The sequence below is a fragment of the Frateuria sp. GZRe14 genome (genome assembly GCF_051900395.1).
Lineage (GTDB): Bacteria > Pseudomonadota > Gammaproteobacteria > Xanthomonadales > Rhodanobacteraceae > Frateuria_A > Frateuria_A edaphi.
Window position 1 is genome coordinate 106,461 of the sequence record NZ_JBHZGJ010000001.1, and the last position, 13,550, is coordinate 120,010.

Here is a 13,550-nt window from a genome sequence, read left to right on the forward strand (position 1 = left end):
GGGGCGGGCCGGATGCAGAGCGGGGGATGGGGAAGGGAAAACGTCGGGCGTGATGTGAACGGGCAGGCTCACGTCCCCTGTTCCGCGCCGCCGTTCGCCGCCTCCAGCTCCTCGATGGTCGTGCTGTGGTTGGTGTAGATGCAGATGTCGCCGGCGATCTTCAGCGCCTTCTCCACGATCTGGCGCGCGTCCATATCGGTGTTCTCCAGCAAAGACAGCGCTGCCGCCTGGGCGTAGGGGCCGCCGGAGCCGATCGCGATCAGGCCGTTTTCAGGCTCCAGCACGTCGCCGTTGCCGGAGATCAGCAGCGAGGCATCCTTGTCGGCCACCGCGAGCATCGCCTCGAGCTTGCCGAAGCGGCGGTCGGTGCGCCATTCCTTGGCCATCTCTACCGCCGCGCGGGTGAGGTTGTTGCCGTGCTTGTCCAGCTTCTGCTCGAACAGCTCGAACAGCGTGAAGGCGTCGGCGGTGGCGCCGGCGAAACCCGCCAGCACGTCGCCCTTGCCGAGGCGGCGGATCTTGCGGGCGTTCGACTTCATCACCGTGTTGCCCAGGGTGACCTGGCCGTCGCCGCCCAGCACGACGCGCCCGCCGCGGCGGACCGAGAGGATGGTGGTGGCGTGGAACGATTCCATGCTGGGCTCCGCGAATGCTTGAGCGTGCATACATGGGGTCGCTGGAATCGCCTTCAACATGGCCGCGGTGTCGCCGAACAGGTCCGGTGCCCTCCGCCTGCGCACGGCGAAGGCCGCAGGATCGAAACGTTTCGCGAGCCTCGCCCGGCACCCGTCCTTCGGCAATTCCAGGGCGGTGCCCGGGCAGAAGGAGCAGATCGCCTCAACCCTTGCGCCGCGCCCGCGGATGGGCCGCGTCGTAGACCTTGGCCAGGTGCTGGAAATCCAGGTGCGTGTAGATCTGGGTGGTGGCGATGTCGGCGTGGCCGAGCAGTTCCTGCACGGCGCGCAGGTCGCCGGAGGATTCGAGCATGTGGCTGGCGAAGGTGTGCCTGAGCAGGTGCGGATGCACGTGCTTGGCGAAACCCTGGGCCAATGCCAGCGTCTTGAGCCGTGACTGCACCGTGCGCGGGCTGATCGACGCGCCCGCGCGGCCGCGGAACACCGGCGCGCCCGGTGGCATGCCCTCGGCGAGACCCAGCGCGCGCAGCGCGGCCACGGCATGGCTGCCGACCGGCACGATGCGGGTCTTGGCGCCCTTGCCGAGCACGCGCACTTCGCCTTCCTCCAGGCTGAGGTCGCCCCAACGCAGGCCACACAGTTCCGACAGGCGCAGGCCGGAGGAATAGAACAGCTCCAGCATGGCGCGGTCGCGCAGCGCCAGCGCGCCTTCGCCGGGGTTCTCCACCAGCGCGCCGGCTTCGTCCACGTCCAGCACCTGCGGCAGCTTGCGATGCACTTTCGGACCACGCACGCCGGCGGCCGGGTCATGCGCCAGCAGGCCCTCGCGGGTCAGCTGGCGGAACAGGCTGCGACAGGAGGAGAGCAGGCGCTGCAGGCTCTTCGGCGACAGGCCGGCGCGGTGCTGGGTGGCCACGAACGCACGCATGCGGTGCGCGCCCAGGTCGGCGAAGCCGCCGATGCCTTGCGCGTCCATCCAGCCCAGCAGCTTGTCCAGGTCGCGCCGGTAGGCCGCGACCGTGTGCGCGGAAGCCTGGCGCTCGCCGGCGAGCCGGCCCAGCCAGGCCTCGACCTGCGCGCGTGGCGTGGTGCTCAGGCCAGCTCCTGCGAACGCGCCAGCGCGGCACTGACCGTGGCGGCGAGCATCTTCAGGAACAGCGTGCCCATGCCCGGCTGGAAATGGTTCGGATCGGCGCTGCCCAGGGCCAGTAGCCCCAACTCGCCCAGCGGCATCACCGCGGCCGACTGCACCTCGGGCGCGTGGTCGCCGAACAAGCGATACAGCCGCTCGGCCGAGAGTCGGCCGACCAGCGGTTCGTGGTTGCCCTGGAAGCCGGCGAACTCGGTCAGCGCGGCGCGTCCGCCCGGCTCGACCACCAGCCATTCGGCCTGCGGCAAGCCATAGGACTGCCCGAACAGCAGCAGCCGCACCTGCTCGATGCGGAAGTCGCTGGCCAGCCCGCTGATCACGCTGCGTGCCGCCAGCGAGGGCGTGGCCGCGCGCAGCATGGTCACGTTGAGCTCGTGCACGCGTTGCATCAGCCGCTCGTTTTCCGCGGCGATCGTGATCAGTTCGGCCAGGCGGCGCTCGAGCTCGGCGTTCTTCTCGCGCAACTGCTGCAGCTGGTACATCGCCAGCGACGCGACCGGACCCTCGCTGCGCGGCAGCGTCAGCTGCGCGGCAAGGTCCGGGTAATCGGCCAGGAAGTGCGGATGGCGCTTGAGGTACGCGGCGACCGCAGTGGCACCGGGGATCTCGTCGAGCAGGGTGTCGGGCATGGAACGACCTAAGGGAACGTCAGGCAGCGGATCGGCCTGGCCCGAGTGTGCGACGCGCGCGCCTGCGCATCAATCGTCAATGCAGGTTTGGCCGGACGTCTGCGCGCAGGGCGGGCTTCAGCCCGCCGTTGCTGCACCTTGGGGAGGGCTGAAGCCCAGCCTACGCAGCGCCGGGCGACCACTCGCCCTCGAAGGCGAATGCCGCGGGCCCGGTCATCCACAGCGTGTGGCCGGGACCGGCCCAGTCGATCTGCAGGCGTCCGCCGGGCAGGTCGACCTGGACGCTTTCGTCCACGTGCCCACGCCGCCGCAGCACCGCCATGGCGGCGCACGCACCGGTGCCGCAGGCCTGCGTCCAGCCGCTGCCGCGCTCGTGCACGCGCAGGCGCAGGTGGCCGCGACCCAGGATCTGCACGAAGCCGGCGTTGGCGCCCGCGGGAAAGCGCGGGTGGCCGGTGAGCTGCGGACCCAGCCGCGCGAGCGCGGGATCGGCCAGGTCCTCGACGGCGACCACCACGTGCGGATTGCCCATCGATACGGCACCAGCCTGCACGGAGTCCTCGCCCAGCGAGAGCGGATAGAACTCGGCCGACCCTTCCGCCGCAAACGGGATGCGCGAGGGCTCGAACACCGGTTCGCCCATGTCCACCGTCACGCGGTGCGCATCCAGCACGCGCACGCCAACCGGACCGGAGGGGCTCTCGATGCGCACGGGCGTGTCCAGCGCCAGCGCACCGGCGCGATGCAGCCACGCCGCCACGCAGCGCACGCCGTTGCCGCACTGGCCCGAGGGGCTGCCATCGGCGTTCCAGATGCCGTAGTAGAACGCGCAGGACGGATCGCGGGCAGCTTCCACGCTGAGCAACTGGTCGCAGCCGATGCCGGTATGGCGATCGGCCAGCGCGCGGATCTGCGCCGGTGCGAGCGCGAGCGGGACATCGCGCGCATCGACCACGACGAAGTCGTTGCCGATGCCGTGCATCTTGGAAAAGCGCATCACTGTCCGTCGGGCAGCGGTGCGCTCGTGGCCGGGGCCGGCACCGAGGCGTTCGGCGCCACCGTGCTGCCGGATTGTCCCGGCGGCAGCACCAGCGGGCCCTTGTTGCCGCAACCGGCGAGCAGGCCCCCGGCGAACAACAGGGCGGTGCAGAGGATGAATCGGCGCATCGGGCTTCCTCGACGGGGCGGCGGCTATGATGCGCGCATCATAACGTCGCGGATTGCCTTCGATGGATTGGGCCACGCTGTTGCAGCTGCCAAGTACCTTGCTGTGGATCCTCGCCGCGCTGGCGCTGCTGTTCGCGCTGGTGCAACTGGCGGCGCTGGGCCGCCGGCTGCGCGCGCGCCGTCCGTTCGCAGCGATCCTGCGCACGCTGTTCCTGCTGGTGGGTCTGGGCCTGGCGCTGCTGCTGGCCGGCGCCGGCTGGAGCCTGCGCGGCTACCGACTGCTCGGCGAGGAAGCGCCGGTGGTGACGGTCGACGCACGCATCCTCTCGCCGCAACGCTGGGCGCTCACGCTGACCTGGCCCGATGGACAGCGCCGCGACGTGGCCCTGGCCGGCGATGCCTGGCGGATCGAGGCGCTGGTGCTCAAATGGAAATTGCCGGCCGTGCTTGCCGGAGTGCCGCCGCTGTACCGCCTGGATCGCCTCTCCGGCCGCTATGACGATCCGGCGGAAGAGATGAGCGAGATGCGCACGGTGGTCGACTTCCGCGACGCGGGCGATGGCGACCTGGTCACCCTGGCCCGCGCCCATCCCGACTGGCTGCCGATGGTCGACACCGTGTACGGCAGCGGCGCCTACCTGCCGCTGGTCGACGGCGGCCACTACACGGTGAGCCTGATGCGTACCGGCGCACTGGTGGCGCGGCCGGACGACGAAACGGCCGATCGGATCGCACATCCGCTCTGAGGTGGTCCGGCCTGCGCCCCGCATGGACGGTATCGTTCCAGATCATGCGGCCCGAGCGTAGGCGCAAAGCGCCGAAGCCGAGGAGTCGCGCAACGACGAGCAGCGCTCAGGAAATCGCGACGCTCTTCTCGTAGCGCCAGGCGTCGGCGCCATCCTCGTAGTAAGCCGCATAACGCCCGATCCGCCGATAGCCGACGCGCTCGTACAGCGCCATGGCGGATGTGTTGTCCACCCGAACTTCCAGCCGTACCGCGCGGCACCCCCTCGCACGGGCGACCTCTTCGGCGGCGGCCAGCAGGCGTGCGCCGATGCCGCGCCCGCGCGCGTGCGGCGCGGTGGCGATCGAGTACAGCCGCGCCAGCGTGCTGCCCACGCGGAAGAACACCAGCGCGCTGCCGAGCAAGCCTTCGCCCGGCAGGTCGGCGACCAGCACGGCGGCGCGCGGGCTGGCGAGGTGGCGTCGGTACTGCGCGCGGCTCATGCGGTCGCCGCTGAAGGCGCGCAGTTCCAGCGTCACCAGCGCATCGAGGTCCGTCGGCATGGCGCGACGCACGGGGACCGGTAGGACGTGGGCGGGAGCAAGCGTCATGGCGCAAGTCTACGCAGAATCACGCGACGGACTTCAGCCCATCGGCATCGCGACCGAGCGGCGCCTACCGACGGCGACGGCACGCTGAACCGATGGCGCGCACCACCGTTGCGCGCCGCCGCGCCTATGCCCACACTTCGCCACTTGCGCCCTGCCGCCTCGTTCCGTGGCGCGACGGCATCCCCTTTTGCGTGTAGCGAGGTGCCATGACCCGCCTGGTGATCGTCGTCGAGAAAGCCTCCGACTGGAGTGCCTACTACCCCTCCGTGGACGTCATGAGCGCAATGGACTACCTGCGCGAACCGGTCGGCGGTGACGACGAGCGTACCCACGTGATCAACCTGTGCCGCAGCTACAAGTACCTGGGCACCGGCTACTACGTCTCGCTGCTGGCCGAGGCGCGTGGGCACAAGGTGCTGCCCTCGGTGCGCACCATCAACGACCTGCGCCGCCGCTCGCTGTACGGCCTGGACATCGAGGACCTCAACAGCAAGCTCACCCACTTCCTGCCTGCCGGCGGTCGCGATACCACCGACTTCGGCATCCTGGTGTATTTCGGCGAGACCGCCTATCCGGCGCTGCAGGACCTTGCCCGGCAGTTGTTCGAGATGTTCCCCTGCCCGCTGCTGCGCATCGAGTTCGAGCGCGAGCGCGTGTGGCAGGTCGCCTCGATCAAGCCGGTCGGCCTGCACACGCTGGACGACGCGCAGGAGGACGCCTTTGCCGCGGAGCTGGACCGCTTCTCGCGCAAGCTCTGGCGCAAGCCGCGCACGCGCAAGCTGTACCGCTACGACATCGCGATGCTGGTCGATCCCGACGAGGCGATGCCGCCGTCGAACAAGAAGGCGCTCAAGACCTTCATCGCCGCCGGCAAGGAACTGGGCATCGAGGTCGACCCGATCGGCAAGATCGACTACCCGCGCCTGGCCGAGTACGACGGCCTGTTCATCCGCGAGACCACGGCGAGCGACAACCACACCTACCGCTTCGCCCACCGCGCGGAGAAGGAAGGCATGGTGGTGATCGACGATCCCACCTCGATCCTGCGCTGCACGAACAAGATCTTCCTCAACGACCTGATGGTCTCGCGCAAGCTCGCCGTGCCACGCACGGAGATCCTTTACCGCGACAACGCCAAGGCGTGGAAGGAAACCGCCGCCAAGCTCGGCTTCCCGCTGGTGCTGAAGATTCCCGACGGTTCGTTTTCGCGCGGCGTGGTCAAGGTGGAGAACGCCGACGCACTGGAGAAGGCGGCGGGCGAGCTGTTCTCGCACAGCGCCCTGCTGCTGGCGCAGGAGTTCGTCTATACCGAATTCGACTGGCGCATCGGTGTGCTCAACCGCGAGCCGCTGTACGCGTGCAAGTACTACATGTCGCGCGGGCACTGGCAGATCTACAACCACGGCGCCAAGGGCACCGCCAAGTCCGGCGGCTTCGAGACGGTGGCCGTGCGCGACGCGCCGGCCGAAGTCGTCAAGCTGGCGCTCAAGGCGACCCAGGCGGTCGGCGATGGGTTGTACGGGGTCGACCTCAAGCAGGTCGGCAACAAGCCGGTGGTGATCGAGGTCAACGACAATCCATCGATCGATGCCGGCGTGGAAGACGCCTACCTGGGCGTGGACCTGTACCGTCGCGTCATGCAGGAGTTCCTGCGGCGCATGGAACACAAGCGCCTGGGCATCGGCCGGTAGATCCTGCGCGGCCGCCATGCCGGCCACGCGGCAAGCTTGAACGCGGGGTCACGCCCAAGGGCGTTCCTACAGGGCGCTGGTCGCCGGCGTGCGCTCGCCCAGCAGCAGCGCCGGCACCTGCGACGCGGGCAACGGCGGCACGAACAGGAAACCCTGGCCGATTTCGCAGCCGGCCTCGCGCAGCCACGCGGCCTGCGCCTCGGTCTCGATGCCCTCTGCCACGGTGGTCAGCCGTAGTTTGCGCGCCAGCGCGATGATCGCCTCGGTGATGTCGCGGTCGGCCGGATTGCGCTCGGCGCCCTGCACGAAGCTCTGGTCGATCTTGATCGTCTGCGTCGGCAACTGCCGCAGGTGGCTCAGGCTCGAGAAGCCGGTGCCGAAATCGTCGATCGCCATGCGGAAGCCCAGCACTTCCAGCTGGCGCAACTGGCGCAGCGTGTGCTCGGCGTTCTTCATCGCCGCCGACTCGGTGATCTCGAACTCGATCAGGCTCGGGTGCAGGCCGAACTCGCGCAACGTACCGAGCAGCCCGGCGACGAAATGGCCATCCTGGATCTCCTGCAACGACACGTTGATCGCCACCGGCACCAGCGGCAGCCCGCGCGCACGCCACTGCGCCAACTGGCGCGCGACCTGGCGCAGTACCACGCGTCCGAGTTGGCCGATCAACCCGCTGCCTTCGGCCAGCGACACGAAGTGCTTGGGCAGCAGCAGGCCGCGTTCGGGATGCGGCCAGCGCACCAGCGCCTCCAGCCCGACCACGCGCCGGCTGTCCAGCGCCACCTTCGGCTGGTAGTGGACGACGACCTCCTCGCGCTGCAGCGCCTCGCGCAACTCGGCCGACAGCAGCAGGCGGTCGCGCGCCTGCTCGCTCATGCACGGCTGGTAGAAGCAGTAGCCGGCCTTGCCATGCTCCTTCGCGCTGTACATCGCCAGGTCCGCGTGGCGCAGCAGACTGGCGGCGTCCTCGCCATCGCGCGGGAACATCGCCACGCCGATGCTGGGCGTGGCGCTCACGGCGTGGCTGGCGACCGTCACCGGCCGGCTGACCAGGCTCAGGATCTTCTGGCAGATCGCGCTCAGGTTCTGCTCGCTGCGGTAGCGCTCGAGCACCACCACGAACTCGTCGCCACCAAAGCGCGCGACGGTGTCGCGGCTGCGCACGCTGGCGCGCAGGGCGTCGGCGACCGAGCGCAGGAACTCGTCGCCCACCTCGTGGCCGAGCGTGTCGTTGATCGACTTGAAACCGTCCAGGTCGACGAACATCACCGCCACCTCGAAGCGCTCGTCGCGTGCCAGCGGCAGCAACCGGTCGAGCAGATCGAGCACGTTGGCGCGGTTGGGCAGCGCGGTCAGTTCGTCGTGATAGGCCAGCCAGCTCAATGCATCGCGGGCCTGGCCCAGTTCTCGCGAGATGGCCTCGGTGTGTCGCTGCAATTGCCGGTGCGCCAGGCTCACGCCCAACGTCAGCAACAGCAGCAGGCCCGACACCAGGCTCACCGCCAACCCCAGGCCCAGCCCATGCAGGCCGGTGCGCGCCTGCAGGCTCACCGCGCCGGGCGCGAACTGCATCGCGATCATGCCCAGGTAGTGCACGCCGGTGGCGGTGCCGCCGAGCATCAGCGCGGACAGCACGCGCAGCCACCAGCGGCGGCGCCGATCGCTACGCCAGATGACGCTGTGCAGCCCGATCGCGGCGATCGAGCCGATGAGCGCGAACAACAGGGAGGCGATGGTCCATGGCGCGCGCCAGGCGATCGCCGGCTGCATGTCGAGCGCCCTCACGCCCAGGTAATGCATGGCGGTCATGCCCACGCCCATGGCGCAACCGGCGAGAACCGCGCCGCGCCGGGTCGGATGCCGGGCCAGCAACCACAGCGTGGCGCCGGTGGCCACCACCACCGGCACGGCCGACAACGTGGTCCGCTGGCTGTCGTAGCCGAGCGGGATCGGCACCTGCAGCGCCAGCATGCCGATGAAGTGCATGGCCCACACGCCCGAGCCCATCGCCAAGGCGCCGAACGCGGTCCACAGCACGGCGCCCGGCCCACGCGAGCGCGCGATGCGACCGACGACGCTGAACGCGACATAGGCATCGAGCGCCGCCAGCGCGAGCGACAGCAACATCAGCCACGGGTTGTAACTGACCGCCATCATGCCCGGGTTGCCGGCCCCCTGCCGGACGCCAGCGCGTCGCGAAATCGATCGCGCGTTGTAGCACAACGGACACGTCCGGGTGCGGCATTCGCCTGCCCCCAGCTGAACCTTCAGACGCCTGGCAGGGCCAGTGCCAGCCGCCTCAGGCGCAGGCCGCCCAGCACGCACAGCGGTGCGACCAGCAGCCAGAACAGCGGCGCCCAGCCGAGCGCATCGGTATGCGCGGGCATGGGCGTCAGCGCGAGCAGGAAGGTGCCGAGCAGCACCCACAGGCCGGCACCGGCGGCCAGCTGGAACGTGAACGCCTGGGAACGGGAAACGGGCATGGCCTGGACTCCGGACGGGACGCGGGAAAGCCATGCTGCGCGGCACCCATCTCAGCGGCTGCGACGGGCCCCGCGCGCGCCTAGAATGCGCCCACCAACCGACCCTGGGACCGCCCATGCCGCACGGCACCGACCTTCCCGCACGCTATGCGGTGTTCGGCCATCCGATCAGTCATTCCCTGTCGCCGGCGATCCACCGGCTGTTCGGCGAGCAATGCGGCATCACGCTCGAGTACACCGCGATCGACGTGGCGCCCGAAGCGTTTGCCGATACCGTGCGCCGCTTCCTGGCGCGCGCCCATGGCGCCAACGTCACCCTGCCGCACAAGGCCGCGGCCTTCGCGCTGGCCCAGGAGCGCAGCGCGGCGGCGAGCCGTGCCGGCAGCGCCAACGTGCTGACCCGCCTCGCGGACGGCCGCCTGCTAGCGCACAACACCGACGGTGCCGGCCTGGTGCGCGACCTCACCGGCCGCCAGCAATGCGCGCTGCAGGGCAGCCGCGTGCTGCTGCTCGGCGCCGGCGGTGCGGCGCGCGGGGTAGCGTGGGAGCTGCTCGACGCCGGCGTGGAAGAGCTGACCATCGTCAACCGCACGCCGGACACCGCCGCGGCGCTCGCCGGCGCACTGGGCGTGACGCGGGCACGCGCGCGCTACTGGCAGGACCTCGACGAACTGGGCAGCTTCGACCTGATCGTGCACGCCACCTCGGCCGGCGTGCTCGGCCAGGCGCTGGCGCTGCCGCCCAGCCTGGCCACTTCGCAGACGGTCGGCTACGACCTGTCCTACGGCAGCGGCGCACAGAGTTTCCTGGCCTGGGCCAGGGCCGCCGGCGCCAGGGCCGCGTGCGACGGACTGGGCATGCTGGTGGAGCAGGCCGCCGATGCCTTCGCGCTGTGGCACGGCCGCCGGCCGGAGACCGATCCGGTATACGCGCACCTGCGCGCAACGCTGGCCTGAGGTCCACGCACCGCAACACGAGGACTTCATTGGTAGGGGCGCCCAAGGGCGTTCCCGCAGGGAAGGGCAACCCCGCACAGTTTCACGCAGTTGCTCTGCACCGCTGCAGCCGATGGCGCTGACCCGGCAACGGCCCCGCGCAGCGATGACCGGAAGCGCGCGAGTCACGCCATTGCAACCTGCCCTCGCTACCGTGCGCCCGCCGCGCCCCTGCGCGGAGCCACTGGCGATCCCCGCATGTCCGTTTCCTTCGCGCCCGCCCGCCGCCCCTGGCTGGCCGTCGGCGCCCTGCTTCTGCTGCTGGCCGCGTTGGGCCTGCTCCGGCGTCCACCCGTCCGGCCCGTGGCCGACGACGACGGGAGCGGTCGCGGCATCCTCCTGGCGCTGGCGCAGACCGCCGAGCGTGAACACCATCTGCTGGCTCCGGCCGGCAGCAACGCCTACGAGTTCTACCTGAGCGTGCTCGGCCTGGAGCCGGACGATGCGGCCACGCGCGAGGCGTTGCAGCGGCTGTTCCCCGCGGCCACGAAGGTCGTCGAGCAGGCGATCGACCGAGGCGAGCTGGACGAGGCCGAGCGCGAACTGCGCCTGCTGCGCGACTTCGATGCCGACAACTACCTGCTGGCGCTGCTGGCAGGCAAACTCACCGCACAGCGCCATCTGGAAGTGCGCCGGCACGAGGCACGCGCGGCGATCCTGCAGGCGCGACAGGCGCGGCCGGCCGCTCAGCCGGCCAGGTAGGCGTCCTTCAAACGCATGTAGTGGTCGGCCGAGTAGTGCAACTGCTCGACCTGGGTGTCGCTGAGCACGCGCACGCACTTGGCCGGGTTGCCGAGCCAGAGTTCCCGCTCGCCCACCACCTTGCCCGGCGGGACCACCGCGCCGGCGCCGACGAAGCCGTGCTGCTTCACCACCGCACCGTCGAGCACGGTCGCGTGCATGCCGATCAGGCAGTAGTCCTCCAGGGTGCAGGCGTGCACCACCGCGGCGTGGCCGATCGTCACGCCCTCGCCGATCAGGCAGGGGAAGCCCGGGCCATAGGGGCCTTCATGGCTGACGTGCACGATGGTGCCGTCCTGGATGTTGGTGCGCGCGCCGACGCGGATGTAATGCACGTCGCCGCGCAGCACGACGCCCGGCCACACCGATACGTCATCGCCCAGCACCACGTCGCCGATCACACTGGCGGCGGGATCGACGTACACGCGCTGGCCCAGGGTGGGCGCGATGCCCTTGTAGATACGCAGATTGTTCATCCGCCCGATTGTAAGTGAGCACACACCGGCGGTGCCGCGCGGCTTGAATTCGCCCAGTCCGGTCGCCACGCTGGAACGATCCCAAGGAGCCTTTCATGGACCAGACCAACCCGTTGCTCGCCGACCAGCCGCTTCCCGCCTTTTCGCAGATCAAGCCCGAGCACGTGGAACCGGCGGTCGACGCCATCCTGGCCGACTACCGCGCCGGCATCGACGCGCTGACCGGACCGGAGGCGCCGAAGGACTTCGCCACGGTGATGCTGACCCAGGAGCGGCTGGAGCAACGCCTGGCACACGCCTGGGCGCCGGTCGGGCACCTGCATGCGGTCGCCGACAGCGAAGCGTTGCGCGCGGTGTACGGGCCGGCCGAGGAAAAACTCACCGACCACGCCATCGAGCTGGGCCAGAACCGTGCCTTGTATGCGGCGGTGCAGGCGCTGGCCGACGCGCCCACGTTCGCCTCGCTGCCGCGGCCCGAGCGCGCACTGGTCGAGCACGCGCTGCGCGACTTCAAGCTGTCCGGCGTCGCGCTGGAGGAACCGGCGCGCTCGCGCTACCGCGAGATCGGCGTGACGCTCTCGCGCCTGTCCACCGAATTCGCCAACGCGGTGCTGGACGCCACCGAGGCGTGGCAGGAACACATCACCGACGAGCGTGATCTCGAAGGCCTGCCCGAGTCCTCGCGCGCGGTGCTGCGCCGCTATGCCGCCGAACAGGAACTGGATGGCTTCCTGGTCACCCTCAAGCAGCCCAGCGTGCAGGCCGTGCTCACCTACGCCGACAACCGCACGCTGCGCGAGCGCGTGTACTGGGCCTACCAGACCCGGGCGTCCGACCAGGGCCCGGACGCGGGCAAGTTCGACAACGGCCAGCGCATCGAGGAGATCATGAAGCTGCGCCACGAGGCGGCGCAGCTGCTCGGCTTCGCCAACGCCGCCGAAGAGTCGCTGGCCACCAAGATGGCCGGCTCGCCCGCCGAGGTACTGGACTTCCTGCACGACCTGGCCGCGCGTGCGCGGCCGGTGGCGCAAGCGGAGCTGGACGAACTGCGCGCCTGGGCCCAGGCGGAACTGGACCTGGACAATCTCGAACCGTGGGACATCGCCTACGTTTCAGAAAAGCTGCGCCAGCAGCGCTACGCGCTGGACGAGGAGCAACTCAAGCCCTACTTCCCGCTGCCAGCGGTGATCGACGGATTGTTCGCCCTCACCGGCAAGCTCTACGGCATCACGCTCAGCCCCCGCGACGGCGTCGACGTGTGGCATCCGGACGTGCGCTACTACGACGTGCGCGACGCCGACGGCCGGGTGTTCGCCGGGGCCTACGTCGACCTGTACGCGCGCAACGGCAAGCGTGGCGGCGCGTGGATGGACGTTTGCCGCGCGCGTTTCGACGACGCCGCCGCGCACCAGCTGCCGATCGCCTTCCTGACCTGCAACTTCGCGCCGCCCACCGAAGGCAAGCCGGCGCTGCTCAAGCACGACGACGTGCTGACCCTGTTCCACGAGTTCGGCCACGGCCTGCACCACCTGCTCACCGAGATCGCCCTGCCCTCGATCGGCGGTATCGATGGCGTGGAGTGGGATGCCGTCGAGTTGCCCAGCCAGTTCATGGAGAATTTCGGCTGGAACCGCGAGGCGCTGGACATGTTCGCGCGCCACTGGCAGACCGGCGAGGCGCTGCCGGAGGAGCTGTACGAGCGCATGCTCGCCGCGCGGCACTACCACGCCGGCCTGTTCCTGGTGCGCCAGCTGGAGTTCGCGCTGTTCGACTTCCTCTTGCACCTGGAATACGACCCGGCCCGCGGCGCGCGCACGATGGAGGTGCTGGAGGAAGTGCGCCACCAGGTCGCGGTGCTGCATCCGCCGGCCTGGCAGCGCTTCCCGCATGCCTTCACGCACATCTTTTCGGGCGGCTACGCGGCCGGCTACTACAGCTACCTGTGGGCCGAGCTGCTGTCGGCCGATGCCTTCGGCGCGTTCGAGGCGCTCACCGAACACGGCGGCAGCGTGATCGACCGCGCCACCGGCGAGCGCTTCCGCCGCGAGGTCCTCGCCGTCGGCGCCAGCCGCCCCGCGCTGGAAAGCTTCATCGCCTTCCGCGGCCGCAAGCCTGAACCGGAGGCGCTGCTGCGCAGCCACGGGCTCGCCTGAGGCCGGCCGCCCGGCGGCGGCGCGGGCCGCTTGCGCCGCCGGCGCGAGCGCGCGTCGCGGCGACCTTCATTCCGCCTGAATGCCCATGTCGCGAC

Annotated in this window: 14 protein-coding genes; 5 read left to right on the forward strand and 9 right to left on the reverse strand. The window is 70.1% G+C overall.

Translation table 11 applies throughout. From position 1 onward, the window contains the following. Positions 1–68 precede the first annotated feature (68 nt). The 5 genes from hslV to lptM all read right to left on the reverse strand — a co-directional run bounded on the left by hslV (position 69) and on the right by lptM (position 3,581). The gene (hslV, locus tag ACFWZ1_RS00510) at positions 69–635 is read right to left on the reverse strand and encodes an ATP-dependent protease subunit HslV (RefSeq protein WP_439665051.1); all 567 of its coding nucleotides are present in this window, start codon (positions 633–635) and stop codon (positions 69–71) included. Between the two features lie 202 nt (positions 636–837). Continuing rightward, positions 838–1,731: a tyrosine recombinase XerC gene (xerC, locus tag ACFWZ1_RS00515; protein WP_439666854.1), complete on the reverse strand. Its 894-nt coding sequence runs from the start codon at positions 1,729–1,731 to the stop codon at positions 838–840. Then, on the reverse strand, positions 1,728–2,414 hold the full coding sequence (locus ACFWZ1_RS00520; protein WP_231322614.1) for a DUF484 family protein: 687 nt from the start codon (positions 2,412–2,414) through the stop codon (positions 1,728–1,730). The genes xerC and ACFWZ1_RS00520 overlap by 4 nt, the downstream gene beginning before the upstream one ends. A gap of 160 nt (positions 2,415–2,574) precedes the next feature. Then, positions 2,575–3,411, reverse strand: coding sequence for a diaminopimelate epimerase (dapF, locus tag ACFWZ1_RS00525; protein ID WP_439665052.1), 837 nt, complete (start codon positions 3,409–3,411; stop codon positions 2,575–2,577). Beyond that, positions 3,411–3,581, reverse strand: a complete 171-nt coding sequence (gene lptM, locus ACFWZ1_RS00530; RefSeq protein WP_439665053.1) for an LPS translocon maturation chaperone LptM — start codon at positions 3,579–3,581, stop codon at positions 3,411–3,413. The genes dapF and lptM overlap by 1 nt, the downstream gene beginning before the upstream one ends. 62 nt (positions 3,582–3,643) lie before the next feature. Between lptM and ACFWZ1_RS00535 the strand changes: the two genes are divergently transcribed. After that, positions 3,644–4,327, forward strand: coding sequence for a hypothetical protein (locus ACFWZ1_RS00535; RefSeq protein ID WP_231322622.1), 684 nt, complete (start codon positions 3,644–3,646; stop codon positions 4,325–4,327). 106 nt (positions 4,328–4,433) lie between these two features. Here ACFWZ1_RS00535 and ACFWZ1_RS00540 read toward each other — a convergent pair whose 3' ends face one another. After that, entirely contained in the window at positions 4,434–4,868 is a 435-nt protein-coding gene (locus ACFWZ1_RS00540; RefSeq protein WP_439665054.1) for a GNAT family N-acetyltransferase, read from the reverse strand. Between the two features lie 254 nt (positions 4,869–5,122). On the opposite strand from ACFWZ1_RS00540, the gene ACFWZ1_RS00545 reads away from it, so the two are divergent. Next, positions 5,123–6,607, forward strand: coding sequence for a RimK family protein (locus ACFWZ1_RS00545; protein WP_439665055.1), 1,485 nt, complete (start codon positions 5,123–5,125; stop codon positions 6,605–6,607). Positions 6,608–6,673: 66 nt separating this feature from the next. Here ACFWZ1_RS00545 and ACFWZ1_RS00550 read toward each other — a convergent pair whose 3' ends face one another. Continuing rightward, positions 6,674–8,764, reverse strand: a complete 2,091-nt coding sequence (locus ACFWZ1_RS00550; RefSeq protein ID WP_439665056.1) for a putative bifunctional diguanylate cyclase/phosphodiesterase — start codon at positions 8,762–8,764, stop codon at positions 6,674–6,676. A gap of 110 nt (positions 8,765–8,874) precedes the next feature. Beyond that, positions 8,875–9,090, reverse strand: a complete 216-nt coding sequence (locus ACFWZ1_RS00555) for a hypothetical protein (RefSeq protein ID WP_231322629.1) — start codon at positions 9,088–9,090, stop codon at positions 8,875–8,877. Positions 9,091–9,206: 116 nt separating this feature from the next. Here ACFWZ1_RS00555 and aroE point away from each other — a divergent pair, with 116 nt between their 5' ends. Both aroE and ACFWZ1_RS00565 read left to right on the forward strand, forming a co-directional pair. Beyond that, positions 9,207–10,046, forward strand: a complete 840-nt coding sequence (gene aroE, locus ACFWZ1_RS00560) for a shikimate dehydrogenase (protein WP_439665057.1) — start codon at positions 9,207–9,209, stop codon at positions 10,044–10,046. 237 nt (positions 10,047–10,283) lie between these two features. Further along, positions 10,284–10,787 (forward strand): energy transducer TonB, encoded by a 504-nt coding sequence (locus ACFWZ1_RS00565; RefSeq protein ID WP_439665058.1) that lies wholly within the window; start codon positions 10,284–10,286, stop codon positions 10,785–10,787. Here ACFWZ1_RS00565 and ACFWZ1_RS00570 read toward each other — a convergent pair. Beyond that, positions 10,772–11,302, reverse strand: a complete 531-nt coding sequence (locus tag ACFWZ1_RS00570; RefSeq protein WP_439665059.1) for a gamma carbonic anhydrase family protein — start codon at positions 11,300–11,302, stop codon at positions 10,772–10,774. The genes ACFWZ1_RS00565 and ACFWZ1_RS00570 overlap by 16 nt on opposite strands. A 95-nt stretch (positions 11,303–11,397) precedes the next feature. Between ACFWZ1_RS00570 and ACFWZ1_RS00575 the strand changes: the two genes are divergently transcribed. Continuing rightward, positions 11,398–13,455 carry a M3 family metallopeptidase gene (locus tag ACFWZ1_RS00575; protein WP_439665060.1) on the forward strand — a complete coding sequence of 686 codons (2,058 nt, stop codon included), beginning with the start codon at positions 11,398–11,400 and terminating at the stop codon, positions 13,453–13,455. Positions 13,456–13,550 lie beyond the last annotated feature (95 nt).

Excerpts from the sequence above, each read along its gene's own strand:
- hslV (WP_439665051.1), bottom strand. The coding sequence starts at position 635 with ATGGAATCGTTCCACGCCACCACCATCCTCTCGGTCCGCCGCGGCGGG.
- ACFWZ1_RS00520 (WP_231322614.1), bottom strand. The coding sequence starts at position 2,414 with ATGCCCGACACCCTGCTCGACGAGATCCCCGGTGCCACTGCGGTCGCC.
- dapF (WP_439665052.1), bottom strand. The coding sequence starts at position 3,411 with ATGCGCTTTTCCAAGATGCACGGCATCGGCAACGACTTCGTCGTGGTC.
- lptM (WP_439665053.1), bottom strand. The coding sequence starts at position 3,581 with ATGCGCCGATTCATCCTCTGCACCGCCCTGTTGTTCGCCGGGGGCCTG.
- ACFWZ1_RS00535 (WP_231322622.1), top strand. The coding sequence starts at position 3,644 with ATGGATTGGGCCACGCTGTTGCAGCTGCCAAGTACCTTGCTGTGGATC.
- ACFWZ1_RS00540 (WP_439665054.1), bottom strand. The coding sequence starts at position 4,868 with ATGCCGACGGACCTCGATGCGCTGGTGACGCTGGAACTGCGCGCCTTC.
- ACFWZ1_RS00545 (WP_439665055.1), top strand. The coding sequence starts at position 5,123 with ATGACCCGCCTGGTGATCGTCGTCGAGAAAGCCTCCGACTGGAGTGCC.
- ACFWZ1_RS00550 (WP_439665056.1), bottom strand. The coding sequence starts at position 8,764 with ATGATGGCGGTCAGTTACAACCCGTGGCTGATGTTGCTGTCGCTCGCG.
- ACFWZ1_RS00555 (WP_231322629.1), bottom strand. The coding sequence starts at position 9,090 with ATGCCCGTTTCCCGTTCCCAGGCGTTCACGTTCCAGCTGGCCGCCGGT.
- aroE (WP_439665057.1), top strand. The coding sequence starts at position 9,207 with ATGCCGCACGGCACCGACCTTCCCGCACGCTATGCGGTGTTCGGCCAT.
- ACFWZ1_RS00565 (WP_439665058.1), top strand. The coding sequence starts at position 10,284 with ATGTCCGTTTCCTTCGCGCCCGCCCGCCGCCCCTGGCTGGCCGTCGGC.
- ACFWZ1_RS00570 (WP_439665059.1), bottom strand. The coding sequence starts at position 11,302 with ATGAACAATCTGCGTATCTACAAGGGCATCGCGCCCACCCTGGGCCAG.
- ACFWZ1_RS00575 (WP_439665060.1), top strand. The coding sequence starts at position 11,398 with ATGGACCAGACCAACCCGTTGCTCGCCGACCAGCCGCTTCCCGCCTTT.